Consider the following 22,944-nt stretch of genomic DNA (forward strand, 5'->3'; position numbering starts at 1 on the left):
TTGCGTTCCGCCTTCAAGCCGTGAACCGCTTCCGATTCACGGCCCATTCCGCCCTTGTCTGACCCCACAGATCGACGCAGGACTCCTCGAACGGTGGCGGCAGTCGACCCCGGCCGCGATTGGCCGAGCCCAAGCGCGCGGCCAGCTGTTGGGACGCGATATTGTCGGGATGGATGGAGTGGATGACGTCGTCCCAGCCCAGCACGTCGAAGGCGTAGTCCATGGTCGCCACGGCCGCCTCCAGCGCATAGCCCTTGCCCATGGCGTCAGGGTGCAGGCTCCAGCCCACCTCCGGCCCCGGCCAGCCGTGCGGGTTCCACGGGCCGATGCGGCCGATCCACTGGCCGGTCGATTTCTCGATCACCGAGAAAAAGCCTTCGCCGGTCAGGGCCCAGGCGCCGGCCACCGACATCAGGACCCGCCAGACCTCGGCCGGACTCTTGGGACCGCCGATGAAACGGGTCGTCTCGGCGTCGCCCTGGAAATCGCACCAGCGCGGGAAATCCTCCATCGCCGTCGGGCGCAGGATCAGGCGTTGGGTCTCGATCGTGGGGCCGGGCATAGTCACAGCGGATACTCCCGTTCCAGTTCATAGTGGCTGCCGTCGTCACTCAGGACGCTGGAATACAGGCCGAAGCGATCGACGCGGATCGGCGGCGAATGCAGCAGGTTGTGGTTGGTGATCCAGGCCCCGATCCTGTCCGGATTGGTCTGGGTCTTCAGGTAGGCGAGGGTGACGTGGGGACGATAGAGTCGGGGCTCCATGGTGACGCCCGCGCGCTCGGCCGCCGACTTGCAACGACCGGCCAGGACGTTGAGTCGCTCTGAAGGTTCCAGGCCCGCCCACAATGTGTGGCTGCGATGCGCATCGCCGAAGGCGCCGACGCCCCTCAGTTCAATATCGAAGACGCCGCCCGGTATCCGGGCCAGTTCGGCGGCCAGATCGTCTACGCGGCGCTCGTCCACACCGCCGTAGAAGGCCAGGGTAACGTGGAGCGCCTCCGCCCCCCGCCATTTCGCGCCGGGCAGGCCGGTCTGGCGGCGGCCGAGCGTCTCGGCCACGTCGAAGGGGATCGGAACGGCGGTAAACAGGCGCAGCATGCGACCGTTCGTAGCGTCTGGCGCGAAAGGCGGGAAGCGGCGAGAACCCCTGCGGCGATCAATCCCTTGCGCAGTGGGGTCCAGACCCCGATATTTCTGATATGGGCGCCGGGAGTTTCCCGCCGCCTCAACAGGAGAAGACACTCGCGATGAGCGACTTCAGAAACGGCTACTCGACGCCGGCTCCGGCCAAAGCCGATATGGCCGTGGACGCGGGCCTGCGCAGCTTCATGCTGGGCGTCTACAACAAGCTCGCGCTCGGCCTCGTGGTCGCCGGCGCCCTTGCCTACGCCACCGGCAACGTGCCGGCGGTGCAGCAGTTGCTGTTCTTCCAGACAGCCGACGGCCGCATCGGCATGACCATCCTGGGCATGATCGTCCAGTTCCTGCCTCTGGTGCTGCTGTTCGGCTCGATGTTCTTCATGAAGAACCCCACCGCCGGCGGCGTTAACCTGCTGTACTGGGCTGTCGTCGCCTCGATCGGCGCAGGTATGGGCGTTCTGTTCCTGCGCTACACGGGCGGTTCGATCGCCTCGACCTTCTTCGTGACGGCCGCCTCGTTCGGCGCGCTGAGCCTGATCGGCTACACGACCAAGAAGGATCTGACGGCCATGGGGTCGTTCCTGATCATGGGCGTGATCGGCCTGATCATCGCCTCGGTCGTGAACATGTTCATGCAGTCGGGCACGCTTTACCTGATCATCTCGGGCCTGGGCGTGCTGATCTTCGCAGGCCTGATCGCCTATGACACCCAGCGTCTGAAAATGACCTACTACCAGCTGGGCGGCGATCACGCGGCGATGGGCGTGGCCACCGGCTTCGGCGCGCTGAGCCTGTTCATCAACTTCGTGAACCTGTTCCAGTTCCTGCTGGCCTTCATGGGCGGCAACCGGAACTAGGCTCAAGTCGCGGGCCTCGGCGAGGCACGCACAGGCTGAACAATGGAAAGCCCCGGTCGAAAGGCCGGGGCTTTTTGCTAGTCCACCAACTGGAATTTGCGGCTGTCGAAGACGCGCAGCACCTGCGGCAGCTCGCGACCGCGCTTCAGGACCACGCCGCCCTCGCCGATGACCGACCATTGGCCCTGGCGCGTCTGGAGCGCCGGGCGTTTCTCGATGCGATAGGCGGGGGCGTCGCCTGAGCGGCGGAAGACGGCGAACTCGGCCGCCTCCCTGCCCCCGACCATGGCGTAGTCGCGCCATTCGGCCTGGGCCACCATGCGGCCGTAGACCCGAAGGATCAGGTCCAGCTCGCGCCGCTCGAAGAAGACCGACGACGGTTGCGGGCCGCCTTCAGCGGAGGAGGGATCAAAGGTCATCCCGATCAATCTAGGCGCGGTTCGGACAAACGCCAGCGCCGCCAGACCCCTCGCATGACCAACAAATTATCCACGACACGAAATGGCCCCGTTTCGGTCCTTCGTCGGCCCGGTTGGACAGCGAAACAGTGACTGTCGGCCTGACGGAGTTCGGAAGCGTCCCGGATCCTGAACAGCCCCCCCCAGCCCCCCTGGATGTTGCCGTATTTAGGCTTCGCCAGGCCGACGCTTCCTCCAAAGCGAGACGCCCGTCCTGCCTCCCTCCCCCCTCCGGCATGGCGGGCGTTTTGCTGTCTGGCGCGCGCCGTGGGCGCTCTTTTCTCTCTAGTGCGCTAATCCGCTCGACGCGCGGCGTCTCGCTGCTTGAGCGCAGCTTCCCCCACCCCATGCACCCCGGCGAAGGCCGGGGTCCAGATCACGAATTCGGTCAGCATGGATCACGCACTGGTCTTCACCACGCCCATCGGTGTTCGCCGTCTGGACCCCGGCCTTCGCCGGGGCACACGGTCGAGGACGCCTCAGTCCGCCGCAGGGATGACGATCTCGACCTCTTCGCCACTGCGCAGGACCGTAAGAGTCGCGCCGCCGCCCGTGCCGAGCGCACGGCCCAGCTCCGAAAAGCCCGAGACCGACATGCCGTTGGCGGCGGTGACCAGGTCGCCGGCGCGCAGGTCCTGCTGGGCCGCGGCTGAACCGCCCTCGACCGCCACGACCAGGGCGCCCGATGCGCTGATCCCGTCAGAGGACTTCACGTCGCGGAAATTGGCGCCGTAGGCCTGGAGCGAGGTCGAGCCGACCTGGACCGGATCGGTTGACAGGACCTCGACGTTCAGCGCCGTGGTCGCCTCGTGCCCGTCGCGCAGATAGACGAGCGCGATCCGGGTCCCCGGAGGTGCGATGCCCACCGTGGCCTGCACCGAGCCGGCGTTGGCGACCGGGCGGTTCTGGATGCGGGTGATGATGTCGCCACGCTGCAGGCCGGCGCGCTCGGCCGGAGAGCCGGGCAGGACATCCTCGACAATGGCGCCGCGCACGAAGCCGAGGCCTGCCTCGACCGCGCGCTCGGCGGTCAGCGAGCCCAGGGTCGCACCGATGCGGCCGCGCGTGACCTCGCCGTTGGCGCGCAGTTGTTCGACCACGAAAAGCAGGATGCGGGTCGGGACCGCGAAGGCGATGCCGTCGTTTCCGCCACCGATGTCGCCCGACAGAATCGAGGTGTTGATACCGATCAGTCGGCCCCGGCTGTCCAGCAGGGGACCGCCCGAGTTGCCCGAGTTCACCGCCGCGTCGGTCTGGATATAGTCCTCGACCGCGTCGCCCATGCCGGACCGGCCGAGACCCGAGATCACGCCCATGGTCAGGGTCTGGTCGAGGCCGAGCGGATAGCCGACCGCGAAGGCCAGGTCGCCCGTGCGCAGGGTGTCGGAATCCACCGTCTCCACCTGCGACAGGCCCGGCGCGCGGATCTGCAGGACTGCGATATCCGTCGCCTTGTCGGACCCGATCAGGGTGGCGTCGACCAGACGTCCGTCGGTCATGTCGACGCGGAATTTCTGACCGTCCTCGATGACGTGATGGTTGGTGACGATGATGCCATTGGCGGCGTCGATGATGACGCCGGAGCCGCTGGAGACGGGGGTCGGTTCGGTCTCGCCGGTGGTCGGCCCCGCCGACATGCCGAGTGTCGTCACCTGGACCACGGCCGGCAGGGACCGCTCCAGCCCGGTCGCGAAGCTGAACACGCCGCGGCGGCTGTCGTAGGGGATGGGGAACTCAGGCGCAGTCTGGGCCTGGGCGACGCCGCCGACGGCTCCGAGCAGCGTCAGGGCGAGGGCCGAACCGGTCAGGAGGCGAAGGCGCGTCATGGTGTATCCCCAGTGGTTGATCGGAGCCTAGCGTGAGAACCTTGCCGTGACGATGGCTCCGGGGCGCGCGTCATCAATCGTCATCCGGCCGCCGTGGCGACGCAGGATCGCCCGCACGAAGGCCAGTCCCATGCCATGACTGTCCTTGGCGCGGGGCATGGAGGGCTGGTTGCCGGACATGCCGGGCCCCTGATCGCCGACCGAGAGGCACGGACCCTCATCGCAGTCCCAGGCGCGCAGCGTCACAACGCCGCCGTCGGGCGAGAACTTCACCGCATTGTCGACGAGGTTGGCCACGGCGCGCTGCAGCAGGGACCGCACGCCCAGTACCGAGACCGGCTCCCCCTCGGCGACAATCCGGATGTCGCGGATGTCGGCGATGGGCTGATAGAGTTCCACCGCCGCCTCGGCCAGCACATCCAGCCGCACGCTCTCGAACAGCCAGGCCTCGCCGTCGCGCAGCGCCATGGCCTCGTTCATGGCCCGGGTGATCTCGGCGATGTCCCGCCCCGCCGCCTCGCCCAGCCGCTTCCGCTCGACCGGATCCTCGGTCTCCATCAGCTTGTCGAGACGGGCCGAGGCGCGGGCCAGCGGGGTCCGGAAATCGTGAGCCAGCTGGTCGGCGGAATCGCGCAGCCAGCTCAACAGCTCCTCGAGGCGGTCGAGCGTCCGGTTCACCTGGTTCGAGAGCTGGGTCAGCTCCGGCGCCACAGCCACATCGGGCGCGCGGCGCGAGAAGTCGCCCAGGGCGGCGCGGTCCAGCACCAGGCTGACCTCGGCGATGGCGCTGGTCAGGCGCTGGCGGGCGAACAGCGCCGCCGTCAGTCCGGACACCAGGATCAGGGCGCCGGTCAGGGCCACGGCCAGGACAGCCCAGCGCCAGGCGACACCGGCTGGATCGACCACCCGGCCGACGATGATGGACAGCGACCCGATCGGCCGCTTGACCACGATGACGTCGACGCTGCGCGTCAGGCAGAGCTGGCCGGCCTCGAGCCGGATCAGGAAGACGCCGTCGCCCAGCCGCGTCATCCGCTCGGCCCGCGTGGTCTCCAGCGCCAGCAGCCCTGCGGGCTTGCCGACCGGGGCGCGGATGAAGCGCACGCCCGCCCCGCCCTGACCGGTGCGACAGGTCTGCTCCAGGGTGGTGACGTTGCGCGTCGGCCCATCCTGGAAGGCGCTGAGGAAGGCCGACATATAGGCGGCGTCGCCCTCGGTCATATCCCCGACGTCCATGCTGGTGTCGGCGGGAAGCTTCGAGGCCATGGCGCCGAAGTCGTCGAGCGCAGACAGGGCCGCCTGCTGGCGCTGGTCCAGCCGCGCCGCCTGCCCGGTCACCACCAGCGATCCGGTCAGGGCGACGGCCGCCAGGATGGCCAGACCGGAGGCGAGCTGGGTCAGGGTCCGGCGCGCCATCCAGGCCACGAGGCCGGACGGCTGGATTCTTTTCCAGATCGCGGCCAGTCGACTCAAAGACTCACGCATTTCCCAAGGCGTGACCCGGGCGCAAAACCGCTGACACTTTTGCTGGTCACGCCGCGTCGAGATCGCGGAAGATCAGGCTCTGGCTGCGGGCCGAGACGATCAAGGGATGCAGGTCCTCGCCCAGCTCCGGCGCCTGTTCCTTCAGCCGGCGACGCAGGGCCGAGATGCGGGCGTCGATGATGTTGACGAAATTGTCGGGCAGGAAGGTCCATTCGACCCAGCACCGGTCCCACAGCATGGTCTTGGTCACCGGCTGGCCGCGCGCGGTCATCAGCTCCGAGACGATGGCGAACTCCAGCGGCGACAGGTCGATCAGCCCCTCGGCCCCCTCGACCATCAGCTTCAGGGTGCGGGCGCCCGGCGACAGGCGGAACGGGCCGTTGATCAGGTCGGCGTTGGCCGGTTTGGCGCGGCGGGCCACGCGACGCAGCTGGGCCGCGATCCGGGCCAGCAGCTCCTCGTCGCCGATCGGCTTGGACAGGTAGTCGTCGGCCCCGCCCAGCAGGCCCTCGACCCGCTGGCGCTCCCCGGTCAGGGCGGTCAGCATCAGGGCCGGCGCGTCCGAGGACGGACCTGACGAGGTGCGCAGCCGCTTCAGCGTCTCCAGACCGTCCAGCCCCTTGGTCAGCCGGTCGAGAATGAGAATGTCATAGGCATGGGCCGCAGCCGCGCTCAGCGCCTGCTCGCCCGCATCGACACAGTCCACGGCCTCGAAGCCCGCGCGCAGCAGGCGGTCGGAGACATGTTCGGCCAGGGCCGGATCGTCCTCGAGCACCAGGGCGCGTCGGCCGGCGAACACCTCCGCCAGGGCCGCGAAGGGATCGGTGTCCGTGGCCTGTTCGATGTCCGTGCTGCTCATGCGCCTATTCCCCCGACCCGACTTCCCGCCAGCTTAGTCTGCGCGGTCGCCAGAACAAACCGGCCCGGCCCTGTGATCCTGGAGCTTTCGGCCCGCCCGCGCCGCTGATCCTTCCTGACGAGACGCGGCTTGTCGGCCACGGGCGGCATGATAGCGTCCCCGTCGGCGCGCCCGGGCGCCGGACGGGAAGATCGCCATGACCCTGCTCGCCCTCGCCGCCGCCCTCGCGATCCAGACCACCATGCCCGCCGACCCGGCCTCGGCCGAGGCCGCCGCCGTCATGGTCCCGGTCAACGCCGTCTTCGCCGCCCTGGCCGCCCGCGACGGCGCCCTGGTCACGCCGCACCTGGACCCAGAGGCGCGGCTGACCGCCGTGGTCGCACGGCCGGACGGAACCCAGATCATCCGCCGGATGAGCGGCGCGGAGTTTGCTGGCGGTCTCCAGCCCGGCGGGCCGGCTCTCGAGGAGGTCATGCCCGACCCGATCATCGTCATCGACGGCGATGTCGCCGTGGTCTGGGGCCGCTACCTGTTCAAGATCGACGGCGCGATCAGCCACTGCGGCTCGGACCATTTCGACCTGATCCGCAAGGACGGCGTCTGGCTCATTGCCGGCCTCACCTGGAACCAGCGCACGACGGGGTGCCAAGGGTAGCGATGACCTGCGCCAAATATCTTCGACGATATTGGAAGCCGCTCCTGATACGCTGGCTGATCTTCGCCGCAGGCATGTTCACAATCGGCTACTTCGCCGGCTGGGATCTGCGAACGGCGTGGCCGGCGATTCTGATCGCCTCTGCGGCCATAGATCTCGCGTGGATTCTTGTAGCCTAAAACGCGCTCTCGCCCGTGATCGCCCGCCCCAGGATCAGCGCATGCACGTCGTGCGCGCCCTCATAGGTATTGACCGTCTCGAGGTTCATCGCGTGGCGCATCACATGCAGTTCGCCGGTGATCCCCGCCCCGCCGTGCATGTCGCGGGCCTCGCGGGCGATGGCCAGAGCCTTGCCGCAGTTGTTGCGCTTCATCAGGCTGATGGCCTCGGGCACCCAGGCGCCGGTGTCGAGCAGACGGCCCAGGGCATAGGCGCCTTCGAGGCCGAGGAAGATCTCGGTCTGCATGTCGGCCAGCTTCTTCTGCACCAGCTGGCGCGACGACAGCGGGCGCCCGAACAGCATCCGCTCGCCGACATAGTCGCGCGTCGCATGGAAACAGAACTCGGCCGCGCCCATCGCCCCCCAGCTGATGCCGTAGCGCGCCTTGTTCAGACAGGAGAACGGACCGCGCAGACCCTTCACGCCCGGCAGCAGATTGGCCTCGGGCACGAAGACGTCGTTGAGCCCGATGTCGCCGGTGATCGAGGCGCGCAGGGATAGCTTGTCGCCGATCTTGCCGGTGGTGAACCCCTCCATGCCGCGCTCGACGATGAAGCCCCGGATGACGCCGTCGAGCTTGGCCCAGACGATGGCGAGGTCGGCGATCGGCGAGTTGGTGATCCAGTATTTGCCGCCGTTCAGCGTGTAGCCGCCGTCCACGGCCACGGCATTGGTCTTCATCGAGGCCGGGTCCGACCCGCCGTCGGCCTCGGTCAGGCCGAAACAGCCGACCAGTTCGCCCGCCGCCATCCGGGGCAGGAAGCGCATCTTCTGCTCCTCATTGCCGAAGGCGTAGATGGGGTACATGGCTAGGGACGACTGCACCGACATGGCGCTGCGATAGCCGCTGTCGACCGCCTCGATCTCGCGCGCGATCAATCCATAGGCGACGTGGCTGACGCCGGAGCCGCCATACTGTTCGGGCAGCATGGCGCCGAGGAAGCCCATCTCGCCCATCTCGGTCATGATGGCGCGGTCGAAGACCTCGTCCCTGAAGGCAGCCACGACGCGGGGCAACAGGCGTTCGCGGGCATAGCTGCGGGCCGCGTCGCGGATGGCGCGGTCGTCCTCCGTCAGCCGGCTCTCCATGTCGAACGGATCGTCCCACTTGAAGGTCTGGGTCACGGGTGCGGCGCCGTCGGCCATGGGATCGTCCTCTGATCGCTGGTTGCGTCTTTTGGGGCTTCTCACGCGCGCGTGACGCGCCGGCCCTGGTTCGAGCGCCGGTTTAGGCCAGAATGCGCGTGACGGGTAGAGACGAGGCTCGTCTCAAGCTAGGCTGTCTGGATGATCCGCGCCTTGAAATCCCTGTTCGTCGACCACCCGCGCGAGGTCGAGGAAACCTATGTGCACCACGCGGGCGTGGCCACGCGCATGGGCATGCGGCTCGCGAAGCTGTCCGGTTGCGCCTTCATCCACGCCGTGGTTCCCGGCCTGCACAAGACGACGGTGTCGGCGGACATCAAGCGGATGGCCGACGAACTGGGCTATCGCGCCGAGGTTGCCCGCGAGACCCGGATGCGGGACGCCGGCGCCTTCGATCCCGGGCTCTAGCAATGGCGCCTCAAGCCTTGGCGGGCGTACGTGTCCTCGACCTGTCGCGCGTTCTGGCGGGACCGTGGGCGACCCAGACCCTGGCCGATCTCGGCGCCGAGGTGATCAAGATCGAACGCCCCGGGGTCGGCGACGACACCCGCGCCTGGGGCCCGCCCTTCACCACGAAGACCGACGGCTCACGCGGCGACAGCGCCTATTTCCTGTGCGCCAACCGGGGCAAGAAGTCCGTCGAGCTCGATATCGCCTCGCCCGAAGGCGCCGAAACAATCCGCAATCTGGCCGCGACCTGCGACGTCGTGGTCGAGAATTTCAAGGTCGGCGGGTTGAAGAAATACGGCCTCGACTACGCCTCGCTCGGGGCGACCCACCCGAAACTCGTCTATTGCTCGATCACCGGCTTCGGCCAGACCGGTCCGCGCGCGGGTCAGGCCGGCTACGACTATATGATCCAGGCCATGGGCGGTCTGATGAGCGTGACCGGCCAGCCGGACGGGGCGCCCGGCGCCGAACCGATGAAGGTCGGGGTCGCCGTCGTCGACCTGGCGACCGGCCTCTATGCCTCCAACGCCATCCTCGCCGCCCTGCTGCATGCGCGGGCGACGGGTCAGGGCCAGCATGTCGACATCGCCCTGTTCGACGTCCAGGCCGCCATGCTGGCCAATCAGGCGACCAATTACTTCGTCTCCGGGGTCGCCCCGACCCGGATGGGCAACGCCCACCCCAACCTCGTCCCCTATCAGCCCTTCCCCTGTTCCGACGGCATGGTGGTGATCGCGGTCGGCAACGACGGTCAGTACCGGACCCTGTGCGGCTTGCTGGACCTGGAGGGCCTGGCGACGGACGAACGCTACGCCGGCAACGCCGGGCGGATCGAGCACCGGATCGAACTGGTCGCGGCCCTCTCGGCGATCACCTCCGGCTGGACCATGGGCGAGTTGATGGCGCGACTGGAGCCGGCGGGCGTCCCCTGCGGCCCCGTCAACACCATCGACCAGGTCTTCGACGAGCCCCAGGCCAAGCATCGCGGGCTGGAGATCACGCTGGAGCGGGCCGACCTGTCCGCGCCGACGCGGACGGTCGCGTCACCGATCAGGCTCTCGGAAACGCCGGTGCGCTACGATACCGCCCCGCCGGCATTGGGGGCCGATACGGACGACGTTCTGGGCGCGCTCAGGTAGCGCAAACGAAAACGGCGGGGTCGTCTCCGACCCCGCCGTCCATGTCTCTGTCTCGTGGACCGCTTACAGGTCCAGCAACGCCCGCGCCGGGTCTTCCAGCAGTTGCTTCACGCGCACCAGGAAGGTCACGGCTTGCTTGCCGTCGACGATGCGGTGGTCGTAGCTGAGGGCCAGGTACATCATCGGCCGGATCACCACCTGGCCGTCCACCGCCATCGGGCGCTGGACGATGTTGTGCATGCCCAGGATGCCCGACTGGGGCGCGTTGAGGATCGGCGTCGACATCAGCGAGCCGTAGGTGCCGCCGTTGGTGATGGTGAAGGTGCCGCCCTGCAGCTGGTCCAGCGTCAGGTTGCCGTCGCGGGCGTCCTTGCCGAGCGCGCCGATGCCCTTCTCGATACCGGCCAGCGACAGCGTGTCGGCGTCGCGCAGGACCGGAACGACCAGGCCCTTCTCGGTGCCGACGGCGACCCCGATGTCATAATGGTTCTTGTAGATGATGTCGGTGCCGTCGATCTCGGCGTTGACCGCCGGGATCTCCTTCAGGGCCGCGACGACGGCCTTGGTGAAGAAGGACATGAAGCCCAGCTTGACGCCGTGGGCCTTCTCGAAGGCCTCCTTGTACTGGTTCCGCAGGGCCATGACGTTGGTCATGTCCACCTCGTTGAAGGTGGTCAGCTGGGCGGCGGTGTTCTGCGATTCCTTCAGGCGGCGCGCGATGGTCTGGCGCAGACGGGTCATCTTGACCCGCTCCTCGCGCGGCTGGTCGGCGCGCGGGGCGGCCGGGGCGGCGGCGACGGGCGCCGGGGTCGGAGCCGTGAAGGCCTGGGCCGCGGCGGCCGGGGCGGGCGAGGCAGCGGCGGCGAGCGCGTCGCCCTTGGTGATGTTGCCCTTCGGACCGGTCGGGGCGATCGCCTTCGGGTCGAGGTTGTTCTCGGCGACCACGCGCTGGACGGCGGGCGACAGGGTGTCGTTCGAGACCTGGGCCGAGCCGGCGTTGGCGCTGGCGGCCTTCGGAGCGGCGGCGGCCGGAGCCGGGGCAGCAGCCCCGCCCGAGCCCGAGATGGAGCCGATGACCTGACCCGGCGTGACCGTCGCGCCTTCGTCGACCGAGATGGTCAGGACGCCGTCGGCGGGGGAAGCGATTTCGAGCGCGACCTTGTCGGTCTCGATCTCGACCAGGATCTCGTCCTTCTTGACCGCATCGCCGGTCTTCCTGGACCATTTGCCGATCGCGCCCTCGGCGACGCTCTCGCCCATGACGGGGATGGTGATGTCGACCGAGGCGGACGCGGCGGCGGCCGGCGCCGGAGCGACGGCGGCCGGAGCGGCTTCAGCCTTGGCCGGAGCGGCGGGTGCTGCGGCGGCCGGTTTCGCGGCGGCGGCGCCTTCGGTCACGGAGCCCAGGATCGCGCCCGGCATCACGGTGTCGCCCTCGGCGAACTTGATGTCGCCGAGCGTGCCGTCGGAGGGCGAGACGACTTCCAGCGAGACCTTGTCGGTTTCCAGCTCGACCAGGACCTCGTCCTTCCGGACCGGATCGCCGACCTTCTTGCTCCACTTGGCGATGGTCGCCTCGGAGACGGATTCGCCGAGGGCGGGGGTCAGGATGTCGGCCATGGTCGGTTCCGGTCGTTCAACGTGTCAGCAAGGTAGGGGAGAACGGCGTCGGGCGGGAGACCGCCTGACGCCGCATAATCAGGCGAGGGCCTCGGAGGTGAATTTTTCGAGTTCCTGCAGATGTCGGCTCATCAGGCCGGCGGCGGTCGAGGCCGACGCCGGGCGACCGACGTAGCGGGCGCGTTTGGACTTCAGGCTCATCTTTTCCAGCGTCAGTTCCAGCCACGGATCGACGAAGGTCCAGCCGCCCATATTCTTGGGCTCTTCCTGGCACCAGACCAGTTCGGCGTTGGGGAAGCGGGCCAGCTCGGCCGAAACCGACTTGATCGGCCACGGATAGAACTGTTCCAGGCGCAGGATGTAGACGTCGTTGACGCCCTTCTTCTCGCGCGCGTCCAGCAGGTCGTAATAGACCTTGCCGGAGCACAGGATCACCCGGCGGATATCCTTGTCGCCCTTGATGGTGATGCCCGAGACGTCCGGCCGCGTCTGGGCGTCGTCGTGCAGGACGCGGTGGAAGGACGAGCCCTCGGCCATGTCCTTCAGGGTCGAGACCGCCTTCTTGTGACGCAGCAGGCTCTTGGGCGTCATGATGATCAACGGCTTGCGGAACGGCCGGTGCATCTGGCGACGCAGGATGTGGAAATAGTTGGCCGGGGTGGTGCAGTTGGCGACCTGCATATTATCCTCGGCGCACTGCTGCAGGAACCGCTCGAGGCGGGCCGAGGAATGCTCCGGACCCTGGCCCTCATAGCCGTGGGGCAGCAGCATGGTCAGGCCGCACATGCGCAGCCATTTGCGTTCGCCCGAGGAGATGAACTGGTCGATCACGACCTGGGCGCCGTTTACGAAGTCGCCGAACTGGGCCTCCCACATCACCATCGTGTTGGGGTCGCTCAGCGCGTAGCCGTACTCGAAGCCAAGCACAGCCTCTTCCGACAGGGCCGAGTCGATGACCTCGAAATGGGCCTGGTCGCCGCCGAGGTTGTTCAGCGGGACGTAACGCTCCTCGGTCGTCTGATCGACGATGCCCGAGTGGCGCTGGGAGAAGGTGCCGCGCATCGAGTCCTGACCCGACAGGCGGACAGGGAAGCCTTCCGACACCAGCGAGCCGAAGGCCAGGCTCTCGGCGGTGGCCCAGTCGATGTTCTGACCCGTGTCGATCATCTCGCGGCGCGCCTCGATGACCCGCTTCAGCGTCTTGTGGATGTCGACCTGGTTCGGAACTGTCGTCAGGCGATGCCCGAGATCCTTGAGCTTCGCTTCCGGCACGGCGGTCTCGCCGCGTCGCTCCTCGCCGTCGGGCAGGCCCACGCCCTTCCACTGGCCGTCGAGCCAGTCGGCCTTGTCGGCCTTGAAGGTCTTGCCGGCCTCGAACTGCGCGTCGAGATAGGCCTCGAACCGCGCCAGCTCGGCGTCGACCTCGGCCTGGGTGATCACGCCCTCCTCGACCAGCCGCCTGGAATAGATCTCGCGCGTCGACGGGAGCGACCGGATCTTCGCGTACATGATCGGCTGGGTGAAGGTCGGGTCGTCGCCTTCGTTGTGGCCGAAGCGGCGGTAGCAGAACATGTCCACCACCACGTCCTTCTTGAATTTCTGGCGGTATTCCGTAGCTACCTTGGCGGCGAAGACGACCGCTTCGGGATCGTCGCCGTTGACGTGGAAGATGGGCGCCTGGACCATAAGGGCGACGTCCGACGGATAGGGCGTCGAGCGACTGTTGCGCGGCGAGGTCGTGAAGCCGATCTGGTTGTTGATGACGAAATGCATCGTCCCGCCGGTGCGGTAGCCCTTCAGCCCCATCAGGGCGAAGCATTCGGCGACCACGCCCTGACCGGCGAAGGCCGCGTCGCCGTGGATCAGGACCGGCATGACCTTGGAGCGGTCCAGGGCCCACTGGCTTTCCGGCAGGCCCTTGTTGGCCTCGCGGATGTCGAACGCCTGTTTGGCGCGCGCCTTTCCCAGAACGACCGGGTTGACGATCTCCAGGTGCGACGGATTGGCCGTCAGCGACAGGTGGACGTGGTTGCCGTCGAACTCGCGGTCCGACGAGGCGCCCATATGGTATTTGACGTCGCCCGATCCCTCGATGTCCGACGGCACGGTCGAGCCGCCCTGGAACTCGTGGAAGATGGCCCGGTAAGGCTTGCCCATGACGGCCGCGAGCATGTTCAGACGGCCGCGGTGGGCCATGCCGAAGACCATGTCGTCGACCCCGAGGGCGCCGCCGCGCTTGATCATCTGCTCCATGGCCGGGACCATGGCCTCGGCGCCGTCCAGGCCGAACCGCTTGGTGCCGGGGAAGCGTTTGTGCAGGAAGCGTTCGAAGCCCTCGGCCTCGATCAGCTTGTTGAGGATGGCGATCTTGCCTTCATTGGTGAAGCCGTTCTTCTCGAAGGCGTCAGGGCCCTCGAACCGCTGCTGGAGCCAGGACTTCTCCTCCGGCTCGGCGATATGCATGAACTGGATGCCGATATTGCCGCAGTAGGTGCGCTTCAGGACGGCCATCACCTCGCGGATGGTGCCCGTGTCCAGACCCAGTACGCCGTCCAGATAGATCGGACGGTCCATGTCGGCTTCGGTGAAGCCGTAGAACTCCGGCGACAGCTCGGGATTGTTGGTCGCCGCCTCGATGCCCAGCGGGTCCAGCGTCGCCTGCAGGTGACCGCGCACGCGGTAGGTGCGGATCAGCATCAGGACGCGGATCGAATCATGGGCGGCGGCGCGGACTTCGGCCGCCGAAGCGCCCGACGGGGCGGGAGAGGCGGCGGCGGGCGCGGCCGGAGCAGCGGCGGCGGGCCTAGCCTTGGGATCGGGCTTCGGCGCGGGCCAACGGCCGTCGAAGACGCCGGTCTCTTCAGTCGGCTCGGAGACCCCCGACCGGCCCCAGCTTCCGGCGGCCGAGGAGGCCTGCACGGTCGCGGCGGTGTCGCGAAGCTGGTCGAAGAAGCCGCGCCATTCGGCCGAGACGCTCGACGGATCGGCCGCCCATTTGTCGTGAAGCCCTTCGATGAAGGCGGCATTGGAGCCGTAGAGGAAGCTGGTCTCGGCAAAGACCTGGTTCAGCCGACCGGCATCGTCCGCCATAGTATTCGTCGTCCCGCTTCGGCCTCGGGTTTCTGAGCGGTCACATCCGCGTGAGGCTGGCGCGGTTCATATAGGCGCTGTTTCCTTATGGGTCATGACCGAACCGGGGCTAAGGGCGAAGAAATTCTCTGAAACCCCAAAGAAAAACGCCCCCTGCGCGAACCGGGGACGTCTTTGATGTCATTTCGCCGCACGATCGATGCGCGGCCCGCCTGATCTTTCACCGTGCATACCGGCGAAGGCCGGGATCCAGATGGAAGGCCGAGCCTCAGAAGCAGCCAGCGCGGCGAGACATCCAGGCCGTCTGGGTCCGCGTTCTGGGCCCCGGCCTTCGCCAGGGTGCACGGAGAGAAAGATTAACCCTTGAGCACTTCCACCAGCGTCTTGCCCAGCCGCGCCGGCGATTCCGACATGCGGATGCCGGCGGCCTCCATGGCGGCGATCTTGGATTCCGCATCGCCCTTGCCGCCCGAGACGACGGCGCCGGCGTGGCCCATGGTGCGGCCCTTGGGTGCGGTACGACCGGCGATGAAGCCGGCCATCGGCTTGGACCGGCCCTTCTTCGCCTCGTCGATCAGGAACTGGGCGGCGTCTTCCTCGGCGCCGCCGCCGATCTCGCCGATCATGATGATCGAGGTGGTTTCCGGATCGGCCAGGAACAGCTCCAGCACGTCGATGAATTCGGTGCCCTTGACCGGGTCGCCGCCGATGCCGACGGCCGTCGTCTGACCCAGGCCTTCGTTGGTCGTCTGGAACACGGCCTCATAGGTCAGGGTGCCCGAACGCGACACGATGCCGACCGATCCCTTCTTGAATATGGAGCCCGGCATGATGCCGATCTTGCACTCGTCCGGGGTCAGGACGCCCGGGCAGTTGGGGCCCAGCAGGCGCGACTTCGAACCCTCGAGGTGACGCTTGACCTTGACCATATCCAGCACCGGGATGCCCTCGGTGATGCAGGTGATGAAGGGGATCTCGGCGTCGATGGCCTCTATGATGGCGGCCGCTGCGCCCGCCGGAGGGACGTAGATCACCGAGGCGTCGGCGCCCGTGGCCTCCTTGGCTTCGGCGACCGAGGCGTAGATCGGCAGAGTCTCGCCGTGCGACCCGGTCCAGGTCTGGCCGCCCTTGGTCGGATGCACGCCGCCGACCATCTGGGTGCCGTGATAGGCCAGGGCCTGTTCGGTGTGGAATCCGCCCGTCTTGCCGGTCAGGCCCTGGACGATGATCTTGGTGTTCTTGTCGACGAGGATGGACATGGGTCTGCTCTGGCTATTCGGTCAGCGGGACGGTCGGTGGCGAGGCGTCAGCCTCAGCCGACCGCCGCGACGATCTTCTGGGCGGCGTCGTCGAGGTCGTCGGCGGCCGTGATCGCCAAGCCGCTCTCGTTCAGAATCTTCTTGCCCAGTTCGGCATTCGTGCCTTCCAGACGGACGACCAGCGGCACCTTCAGGCCCACTTCCTTCACGGCTGCGACCACGCCCTCGGCGATGACGTCGCACTTCATGATGCCGCCGAAGATGTTGACCAGAATGCCCTGGACGGCCGGGTCGGCGGTGATGATCTTGAAGGCAGCCGCGACCTTCTCCTTGCCGGCGCCGCCGCCGACGTCGCAGAAGTTGGCCGGCTCCTTGCCGTACAGCTTGATGATGTCCATCGTCGCCATGGCCAGGCCGGCGCCGTTGACCATGCAGCCGATGTTGCCGTCCAGCGCGACATAGGCGAGGTCCCACTCGGACGCCTCGATCTCCTTGGCGTCTTCCTCGGTCTCGTCGCGCAGCAGCTTGATGTCGTCGTGGCGGAACAGGGCGTTGCCGTCGAAGCTGACCTTGGCGTCCAGCACGCGCAGATGGCCGTCGGTCATGACGATCAGGGGATTGACCTCCAGCATCGCCATGTCGGTCTCGATGAAGGCCTTGTACAGGATCGGGAACAGGCTCTTGCCGTCCTCGGCCGCCGCGCCGTCCAGCTTGAAGGCGGCGTTGATCCTGGCGACGTCGGCGTCGGTGACGCCCGTGGCCGGGTCGATGGCGATGGTCTGGATCTTCTCGGGCGTGTCGTGAGCGACGGCCTCGATGTCCATGCCGCCCTCGGTCGAAACGACGAAGGCGACGCGGCCGACTTCACGGTCGACCAGGAGCGAGCAGTAGAGTTCACGGTCGATGTCAGCCCCGTCCTCGATATAGAGGCGGTTGACCTGTTTGCCGGCGTCGCCGGTCTGGGCGGTCACCAGGGTGTTGCCGAGCATTTCCTTCGCATTGGCCACGACCTCTTCGATCGAGCGCGACAGGCGCACGCCGCCCTTGGCGTCCGGCCCCAGTTCCTTGAACTTGCCCTTGCCGCGGCCGCCGGCGTGGATCTGGGACTTCACGACATACAACGGGCCCGGCAGCGAGCGCGCCGCAGCCTCGGCTTCGTCGACCGAGGTGATGGCGACGCCCTCGGCGACCGGCGCGCCAAAGCCCTTCAGGACCTGCTTGCCCTGATATTCGTGAATGTTCATGGGGAGACCGCCGCGATCGCTGGGGAGAAGTTGGCCGCGCTTATAGGCGGGCCGCCTTCGCAGGCGCAACCGTCTCGGACAGAGACCGGCCCCGACCGGCTGGTGGGATGGCGGTCCCTGCGGTTTCAGACTGCGGTTTTCGCTCCTTTGGCGACGTTGGCCGTAGCCGAATTCGCCGAAAACTGCAGTCGATGCATGGTCGAATTCACCGGAATTGGCAGGGAATGACTGGCCGAAATCACCGGCGAACTAGTCGACCCAATCGCGCTTCAGGGTCCGCGAGGCGCCGAACAGCAGAACGGCCGCCATCAGATAGAATCCCATGCCGGTGTAGATGGCCCAGCGCAGGCTCTCCTCGCCGAACCGCGGCGCCAGCAGGTCGCTCATCCAGCCGAAATAATAGAAGCCGACCGCGATCCCGAGCAGGTTGTTGAACAGCAGGAAGATGGCCGAGGCGGTGGATCGCATCGGCGCGGGGGCGATATGCTGGATCGCCGCCGTGATCGGGCCCAGCCAGGCCAGGTTCAGCCCGGTGGGGATCAGGAAGATCAGGAAGGCCAGGATCAGCTGCTGGGCGTTCGACCCGCCGCCAGGCAGGACGAGGCCGATCAGCCAGGGCGAGTTCATCGCCGCGATGAAACAGGGCGCCGAGATGATGAAGGCGATGGCGGGGGTCAGCGGGTAGGCGCCCTTGCCGCGTTTCGCCAGCTTGTCGGCGATGGAACCGCCCAGCCAGATGCCGAGCATGCCGCCGATCAGGGCGATGCCGGCATAGTACCAACTGGTCTGGGCCAGGGTCAGGCCGAAGCTGCGCATGAAGAAGAGCGGCAGCCAGCCCGCGACGCCGTAGCCGCAGACCGAGGACGAGGCGGCGCCGAGAGCAAGCAGCCAGAAGCTGCGCTTGGGCAGGACGATAGAGGCGGTCTTCTTGGCGATCCAGAAGGACACGCCGATCACCATGGCCAGCAGTCCGCCGAAGGCGAGGACCAGGGCGTTGCCGACGGCGACACCGGCGAACTGGTTGAGCGCGGCCAGGATCAGACAGCCGGCGCCGAGGCCCAGCAGGATCAGGGAAGCTGTGCGGCCGACCTTGTCGGACACGACCACGGGCGGGGCCGCAGCCTCGGCGACGGTCTGCGGCGGGCGGGCGGCGTCCGTGCCGCCACGGACCGGGTCCTTCACGGTCAGGCGCAGCAGGGGGGCGATCAGGAGGCCCAGAAGGCCCACCGCGATAAAGGCGGTGCGCCAGCCGTAGCTCGCGGCCAGCAGGCCTCCGACCAGGGTGCCGGCGGCCGTGCCGAGCGGAATCCCGAAGGCGAAGCCGGCCAGGGCGCGCGCCCGCTGGTTCGGGGGGAAATAGTCGGAAATCAGGGAATAGGCCGGGGCCACGCCGCCCGCCTCGCCGACGCCGACGCCCATGCGGAACAGGAAGAGCTGGCTGAACGACCCGGCGACGCCGCACAGGGCGGTGAAGCTGGACCAGACGGCCAGGGCGCCGGTCATGATCCATACCCGGCTGGCCCGGTCCGCGAGCGCCGCCAGCGGAATGGCGAGGGTCGAATAGACCGAGGCGAAGGCGATGCCGCCCAGCAGGCCGAACTGGCTGTCCGACAGGCCGAACTCGGCCTTCAGCGGGGCGGCCAGGATGCCGATGATCTGCCGGTCCAGGAAGTTCAGCATGTAGACCAGAATCAGGACCGCCAGCACGTAGTAGCGATAGCCGGGCTTCGCCGGGACTGCTGCGACCGTATCCGTCATCTGGGTTTCCTGTGGACTCTCGTTCCTTGCGCGAACCGTAGCCGTGGCTGCGCAGGCTGCAAAAGAAAAAGGGCGGCGGCTCTGTCGAACCGCCGCCCCAGTTTCGTCATTCGGCGATCAATACCGGACGGTGACCGACGCAGAGAAGGTGCGCGGCGGGCCGTAGAAGGCCGAAATCGAGTTGTTGAAGGTGGCGCCGGCGAAGTTGTAGCCGCCGACCTTGTATTCCTCGTCCGTCAGGTTCCGGCCGGTCAGGGCGACCTGATAGTGGCCGTTCGGAGCGGTCCAGATCGCGGCCAGGTCAACCAGGGTGTAGGCGGCCTGGTCGAGGATCGGATCCGGCGCGTCGAACAGGTGGTAGTCCGAGCGGTAGGAGATCGACGGGGTGATGTTCAGCTCGCCGCCGGCCACATCGCCCGTCCAGGTCACGCCCCAGAAGGCCGACCATTCCGGTGAGTTCTGTGGCTCACGCAGGTTGGAGATGTCGACCGGCACGCCCGTCACCCGGGTGATGAACCGATCGAACTCATTCTTCAGATAGCCGACCGACACGTTGGACGTGATGCTGTCGGTGATGAAGGCGCGACCCTCGAACTCGAAGCCGTAGATGGTCGAGGCGCCGGCGTTGTCGACGACCGAGGCGATGCCGACGGCGGGAAGCGTCGCCACCTGCTGGGTCGTGATCTGCTGGTCCTGGAAGTCCGAGTAGAAGGCCGCCGAGGCGAACGACATGCGGCGATCAAACGCCGTGCCCTTCAGGCCGAGCTCATAGGTGGTGACGGTCTCGGGCTGATAGCCGTTGACGGTCGAGGGCACCAGGGCCGCGTCGCCGCGCATGTCCCAGCCGCCGGACTTGAAGCCCTGGCTGATCGAGGCATAGCCGGTCATTTCCTCGGTCAGATCATACGAAATGCTGGCGCGGGGCGTGAACTTCTCGAAGGTGTCGTCAGCCGTATAGTTGGTCCGGGTCGCGAAGATCGGACGGGCCGCGCCGCCGGTCAGCGGCGTGCGGGCGGCGCCGAGGTAGAAGAAGCGCTGAACGCCGGCGTCCTTCTTGTCCTGGGTGTAGCGGCCGCCGAGCGAGGCGTGCAGGCGATCCGAGAAGTCGTAGCTGAAGTCGGCGTAGGCCGAGAACGACTCCGTGTTGACGTAGCCGGCGGCGGCGATCGCGAGGCCGAGGTTGCCGGCGATGGTGTCGAACACGCCTGAGGATTTGCCGTCCAGGTAGAACAGGCCGGCGACTCCCGACCAGTTGTCACCCTGCATCAGGGCCTGGAACTCCTGGGTGAACTGTTCGTCGGCGTAGACGGCCGGAACGTCCAGGAACGGCAGGGGCGTCTGGTCGAAGTCGATGACGGTGGCGGTGTCGCCGCTGCGCCAGGCCGAGATCGACTTCAGCGTCAGGGTGTCGTTGACAGTATATTCGACCGTGACGGCTGTGCCCTGGGTCTGGACTTCCTGGTTGCCCTGAACGCCGGCGTTGGTGTCATAGATGTTGGCCGGGGGCGTGTAGCCGCCAGTGGTCGAATTCACTTCGCGGTGGCCGTGACGGGGGGCCGAGTTGTCCTCGACGCGATCCCAGGCGAAGCGCACGAACAACTGGTCGGTGGGGGTCCACTCGGCGCTGGCGCGATAGGCGGTGACATCCTTGTCATACTGTTCTTCGCCGGTGAACAGGTTCGTGCCGAAGCCGTCACGGTCGTATTTGGCGAAGGCGCCGCCGACGGCAAAGGTCTCGCCCAGCGGGATGGTGGCCGACACCAGGGCGTCGCGCTGGTTATAGCTGCCGACGGTGCCACGACCCATGAACGCGAACTCGTCGCCGAGACGCTTGGTCACATATTTGATCGCGCCGCCGATGGTGTTGCGGCCGTAGAGGGTGCCTTGCGGACCGCGCAGGACCTCGATGCGGTTCACGTCGAAGATGTCGAGCACGGCGCCTTGTGGGCGGGCGACATAGACGTCGTCGATATAAAGACCCACGCCGGGCTCGAAGCCCCACAGCGGATCCTGCTGGCCGACGCCGCGGATGAAGCTGATCAGGGTCGAGTTGGAGCCGCGGGCGATCTGGACCGTGGCGTTCGGGGTCTGCTGCTGCAGGGCCGTGATGTCGGCGGCGCCGGTGCGCTCAAGCTGTTCGGCCGACAGGGCCGAAACGGCGACCGGAACGTCCTTCAGCTGTTCGTCGCGGCGACGGGCCGTGACGACGACGTCGTCCAGCGCGGTCTGGTCGTTTTGCGGCGCGGCGTCCTGCGCCATCGCCATCGATGACGCGGCGCTCCACGCGGCCCCGGCCAGCAGCACGCTCTTCATGACTCTGTTCATGCGAAACCCTTTTCCAATGATGTTTCCAGCCGAGACGCTTTTATTCAGCGTTCGATGATTTACCGGGAAACTGACGACCTTTGGCCCCGGTGTCAAACGGCAGAGCTTGCCAGGCGTCACGTCGAGGCTCGTCTGTGGCGCCGTTGCACCGAAGGGGGTTTTCGTGACTAGCTTGGCTTCATGAGCAAGCTGGACGTCACGGCCCCGGTTCCCGTCGCCCCCACCCGTCGCGGCCGCCCGCCAAAGGTCAAGGCCGAGGGCGTCGGCGGCGACACCCGGGAGTCCATCCTGGACGCGGCTGAAGACCTGTTTTCAAAACATGGATTCTATGGCGTCACGATCCGCGAGGTGGCGCGTGAGGCCGGGGTCGATACGGCTTTGGTCCACTATTACTTCGGGGCCAAGCGCGGCCTCTTCGACGCCGTCTTCCTGAGGCGCGCCGAGGTCTGGAACAATGAGCGGGTCGAGGCGATCAACCGCTATGCCCTGGCGAATGTCGGGACGATGACGCTGGAAGGGTTGCTGCGCGCTTTCCTGGAGCCGCCGTTCCAGTGGTCGCTGAAGGGCGGACCCGGATGGAAACACTATTCCGCCCTGGTCGCGCAGACCAACGCCAACCCCACCTTCGGCGGCGAGACCATGGCCCGATACTATGACCCGGCCATCCGGCGGTTGATCGAGCTGATCAAGCTGATCCTGCCGCAGGCCCGCGATGTCGACCTGTACTGGGCCTGGCATAACCTGTCGGGCGCCCTGACCCTGACGCTGGGCGAGACGGGGCGGCTGGACCGGCTGTCGAGCGGCCTGTGCCGGTCGGGCGATCTGGAGACGGCGTGCGACTACATGGTGCGATTCGCCTCGGCGGGCTTCCGCGCGGTGTGCCCTCCATCTCCCTAGGGGCTATCGCTCTCGCGACGCGGTCTCTGACGGTCTGAGCCTAGCGCAGCGCGAACGCCTGCCGGGCTCCGGCCGCCGGGAGGTCGAAGGCGGCGGCGGAGAAGTTCGGCGGGCCGAAGCGACCGCGCGCGTTGCGGGAGAAGCCATAGGCCTCCCTCGGCAGACCGATCGGCCACAGGGTCAGGTCGCCGTTTCCGTCCGTGTCGTGGAAGGCCGCCACCGCATAGCGTCCGGGCGGCAGGCCGGTGATGACGACGGAGGTCACGGCGCCGGTGCGGTCGACCATTCGGCTGGCGACCGGTCCCTCGCCACGCCGGAAAGCCTCGGCGTCGCGATAGACAGCCACTGCAATCCGCCCGCCAGAGCCTCGCGTGGACAGGTCCAGGGTCAGGTCAGCGGCGGTTGCGGTCGACGCCAAACCGGCGAGAAACGTCGCCAAAACGCCGGCCAAGATTGCCAACTTCATCGAAACGCCTTTTCGTGGATGGGATAGCCCAGCCACGAGACACGCGC

At 67.3% G+C, this 22,944-nt stretch carries 19 protein-coding genes; 5 read left to right on the plus strand and 14 right to left on the minus strand.

Annotated features, from left to right (window positions below; genetic code table 11):
* Window positions 1-13: 13 nt before the first annotated feature.
* Window positions 14-562, minus strand: a complete 549-nt coding sequence (locus tag ACP7AU_RS11230; RefSeq protein WP_426038693.1) for a GNAT family N-acetyltransferase — start codon at window positions 560-562, stop codon at window positions 14-16.
* Window positions 563-564: 2 nt separating this feature from the next.
* Complete coding sequence (thpR, locus tag ACP7AU_RS11235; RefSeq protein ID WP_426038692.1) at window positions 565-1,101, minus strand: RNA 2',3'-cyclic phosphodiesterase; 537 nt, start codon at window positions 1,099-1,101, stop codon at window positions 565-567.
* Between the two features lie 149 nt (window positions 1,102-1,250).
* Between thpR and ACP7AU_RS11240 the strand changes: the two genes are divergently transcribed.
* Window positions 1,251-2,000, plus strand: coding sequence for a Bax inhibitor-1/YccA family protein (locus ACP7AU_RS11240; RefSeq protein WP_426038691.1), 750 nt, complete (start codon window positions 1,251-1,253; stop codon window positions 1,998-2,000).
* Window positions 2,001-2,077: 77 nt separating this feature from the next.
* On the opposite strand, the gene ACP7AU_RS11245 is transcribed toward ACP7AU_RS11240, so the two are convergent.
* The 4 genes from ACP7AU_RS11245 to ACP7AU_RS11260 form a co-directional block, all read right to left on the minus strand.
* The gene (locus ACP7AU_RS11245; protein ID WP_426051461.1) at window positions 2,078-2,419 is read right to left on the minus strand and encodes a DUF2794 domain-containing protein; all 342 of its coding nucleotides are present in this window, start codon (window positions 2,417-2,419) and stop codon (window positions 2,078-2,080) included.
* Between the two features lie 518 nt (window positions 2,420-2,937).
* The gene (locus ACP7AU_RS11250; RefSeq protein ID WP_426038689.1) at window positions 2,938-4,284 is read right to left on the minus strand and encodes a trypsin-like peptidase domain-containing protein; all 1,347 of its coding nucleotides are present in this window, start codon (window positions 4,282-4,284) and stop codon (window positions 2,938-2,940) included.
* 27 nt (window positions 4,285-4,311) lie between these two features.
* Window positions 4,312-5,757: an ATP-binding protein gene (locus ACP7AU_RS11255; RefSeq protein ID WP_426038688.1), complete on the minus strand. Its 1,446-nt coding sequence runs from the start codon at window positions 5,755-5,757 to the stop codon at window positions 4,312-4,314.
* Window positions 5,758-5,815: 58 nt separating this feature from the next.
* A complete protein-coding gene (locus ACP7AU_RS11260) occupies window positions 5,816-6,628 on the minus strand; it encodes a response regulator transcription factor (protein ID WP_426051462.1) in 813 nt (270 codons plus the stop codon).
* A gap of 196 nt (window positions 6,629-6,824) precedes the next feature.
* Here ACP7AU_RS11260 and ACP7AU_RS11265 point away from each other — a divergent pair, with 196 nt between their 5' ends.
* The gene (locus ACP7AU_RS11265) at window positions 6,825-7,283 is read left to right on the plus strand and encodes a nuclear transport factor 2 family protein (protein ID WP_426051463.1); all 459 of its coding nucleotides are present in this window, start codon (window positions 6,825-6,827) and stop codon (window positions 7,281-7,283) included.
* 175 nt (window positions 7,284-7,458) lie between these two features.
* On the opposite strand, the gene ACP7AU_RS11270 is transcribed toward ACP7AU_RS11265, so the two are convergent.
* The gene (locus ACP7AU_RS11270) at window positions 7,459-8,649 is read right to left on the minus strand and encodes an acyl-CoA dehydrogenase (protein ID WP_426051464.1); all 1,191 of its coding nucleotides are present in this window, start codon (window positions 8,647-8,649) and stop codon (window positions 7,459-7,461) included.
* Between the two features lie 141 nt (window positions 8,650-8,790).
* Here ACP7AU_RS11270 and ACP7AU_RS11275 point away from each other — a divergent pair, with 141 nt between their 5' ends.
* Complete coding sequence (locus tag ACP7AU_RS11275) at window positions 8,791-9,057, plus strand: DUF6356 family protein (RefSeq protein ID WP_426038683.1); 267 nt, start codon at window positions 8,791-8,793, stop codon at window positions 9,055-9,057.
* 2 nt (window positions 9,058-9,059) lie between these two features.
* A complete protein-coding gene (locus ACP7AU_RS11280; protein WP_426038682.1) occupies window positions 9,060-10,238 on the plus strand; it encodes a CaiB/BaiF CoA transferase family protein in 1,179 nt (392 codons plus the stop codon).
* Between the two features lie 63 nt (window positions 10,239-10,301).
* Here ACP7AU_RS11280 and odhB read toward each other — a convergent pair whose 3' ends face one another.
* The 6 genes from odhB to ACP7AU_RS11310 form a co-directional block, all read right to left on the minus strand.
* Window positions 10,302-11,858, minus strand: coding sequence for a 2-oxoglutarate dehydrogenase complex dihydrolipoyllysine-residue succinyltransferase (gene odhB / locus ACP7AU_RS11285; protein ID WP_426051465.1), 1,557 nt, complete (start codon window positions 11,856-11,858; stop codon window positions 10,302-10,304).
* 78 nt (window positions 11,859-11,936) lie between these two features.
* Complete coding sequence (locus ACP7AU_RS11290; protein ID WP_426051466.1) at window positions 11,937-14,948, minus strand: 2-oxoglutarate dehydrogenase E1 component; 3,012 nt, start codon at window positions 14,946-14,948, stop codon at window positions 11,937-11,939.
* Window positions 14,949-15,304: 356 nt separating this feature from the next.
* Window positions 15,305-16,207 carry a succinate--CoA ligase subunit alpha gene (sucD, locus tag ACP7AU_RS11295; RefSeq protein ID WP_426038679.1) on the minus strand — a complete coding sequence of 301 codons (903 nt, stop codon included), beginning with the start codon at window positions 16,205-16,207 and terminating at the stop codon, window positions 15,305-15,307.
* Between the two features lie 53 nt (window positions 16,208-16,260).
* The gene (gene sucC / locus ACP7AU_RS11300) at window positions 16,261-17,451 is read right to left on the minus strand and encodes an ADP-forming succinate--CoA ligase subunit beta (RefSeq protein ID WP_426038678.1); all 1,191 of its coding nucleotides are present in this window, start codon (window positions 17,449-17,451) and stop codon (window positions 16,261-16,263) included.
* A gap of 249 nt (window positions 17,452-17,700) precedes the next feature.
* Window positions 17,701-19,209, minus strand: coding sequence for a spinster family MFS transporter (locus ACP7AU_RS11305; RefSeq protein ID WP_426038677.1), 1,509 nt, complete (start codon window positions 19,207-19,209; stop codon window positions 17,701-17,703).
* Between the two features lie 117 nt (window positions 19,210-19,326).
* Window positions 19,327-21,534 (minus strand): TonB-dependent receptor, encoded by a 2,208-nt coding sequence (locus tag ACP7AU_RS11310; protein WP_426038676.1) that lies wholly within the window; start codon window positions 21,532-21,534, stop codon window positions 19,327-19,329.
* A 180-nt stretch (window positions 21,535-21,714) separates the two neighbouring features.
* On the opposite strand from ACP7AU_RS11310, the gene ACP7AU_RS11315 reads away from it, so the two are divergent.
* On the plus strand, window positions 21,715-22,431 hold the full coding sequence (locus tag ACP7AU_RS11315) for a TetR/AcrR family transcriptional regulator (protein ID WP_426038675.1): 717 nt from the start codon (window positions 21,715-21,717) through the stop codon (window positions 22,429-22,431).
* A 40-nt stretch (window positions 22,432-22,471) separates the two neighbouring features.
* Here the strand turns inward: ACP7AU_RS11315 and ACP7AU_RS11320 are convergent, their stop codons facing one another.
* Complete coding sequence (locus tag ACP7AU_RS11320) at window positions 22,472-22,897, minus strand: DUF2141 domain-containing protein (protein WP_426038674.1); 426 nt, start codon at window positions 22,895-22,897, stop codon at window positions 22,472-22,474.
* Window positions 22,898-22,944: the final 47 nt, after the last annotated feature.

Origin of the sequence: Brevundimonas sp. SL161 (assembly GCF_049896985.1) — a bacterium.
In the GTDB taxonomy this organism is placed as follows: domain Bacteria; phylum Pseudomonadota; class Alphaproteobacteria; order Caulobacterales; family Caulobacteraceae; genus Brevundimonas.

Coding starts and splice junctions, on each gene's coding strand:
- ACP7AU_RS11290 (WP_426051466.1), bottom strand. CDS start 14,948: ATGGCGGACGATGCCGGTCGGCTGAACCAGGTCTTTGCCGAGACCAGC.
- ACP7AU_RS11250 (WP_426038689.1), bottom strand. CDS start 4,284: ATGACGCGCCTTCGCCTCCTGACCGGTTCGGCCCTCGCCCTGACGCTG.
- thpR (WP_426038692.1), bottom strand. CDS start 1,101: ATGCTGCGCCTGTTTACCGCCGTTCCGATCCCCTTCGACGTGGCCGAG.
- ACP7AU_RS11315 (WP_426038675.1), top strand. CDS start 21,715: ATGAGCAAGCTGGACGTCACGGCCCCGGTTCCCGTCGCCCCCACCCGT.
- ACP7AU_RS11240 (WP_426038691.1), top strand. CDS start 1,251: ATGAGCGACTTCAGAAACGGCTACTCGACGCCGGCTCCGGCCAAAGCC.
- odhB (WP_426051465.1), bottom strand. CDS start 11,858: ATGGCCGACATCCTGACCCCCGCCCTCGGCGAATCCGTCTCCGAGGCG.
- ACP7AU_RS11305 (WP_426038677.1), bottom strand. CDS start 19,209: ATGACGGATACGGTCGCAGCAGTCCCGGCGAAGCCCGGCTATCGCTAC.
- ACP7AU_RS11275 (WP_426038683.1), top strand. CDS start 8,791: ATGATCCGCGCCTTGAAATCCCTGTTCGTCGACCACCCGCGCGAGGTC.
- ACP7AU_RS11265 (WP_426051463.1), top strand. CDS start 6,825: ATGACCCTGCTCGCCCTCGCCGCCGCCCTCGCGATCCAGACCACCATG.
- ACP7AU_RS11260 (WP_426051462.1), bottom strand. CDS start 6,628: ATGAGCAGCACGGACATCGAACAGGCCACGGACACCGATCCCTTCGCG.
- ACP7AU_RS11245 (WP_426051461.1), bottom strand. CDS start 2,419: ATGACCTTTGATCCCTCCTCCGCTGAAGGCGGCCCGCAACCGTCGTCG.
- ACP7AU_RS11230 (WP_426038693.1), bottom strand. CDS start 562: ATGCCCGGCCCCACGATCGAGACCCAACGCCTGATCCTGCGCCCGACG.
- ACP7AU_RS11310 (WP_426038676.1), bottom strand. CDS start 21,534: ATGAACAGAGTCATGAAGAGCGTGCTGCTGGCCGGGGCCGCGTGGAGC.
- ACP7AU_RS11320 (WP_426038674.1), bottom strand. CDS start 22,897: ATGAAGTTGGCAATCTTGGCCGGCGTTTTGGCGACGTTTCTCGCCGGT.
- sucC (WP_426038678.1), bottom strand. CDS start 17,451: ATGAACATTCACGAATATCAGGGCAAGCAGGTCCTGAAGGGCTTTGGC.
- ACP7AU_RS11280 (WP_426038682.1), top strand. CDS start 9,060: ATGGCGCCTCAAGCCTTGGCGGGCGTACGTGTCCTCGACCTGTCGCGC.
- sucD (WP_426038679.1), bottom strand. CDS start 16,207: ATGTCCATCCTCGTCGACAAGAACACCAAGATCATCGTCCAGGGCCTG.
- ACP7AU_RS11270 (WP_426051464.1), bottom strand. CDS start 8,649: ATGGCCGACGGCGCCGCACCCGTGACCCAGACCTTCAAGTGGGACGAT.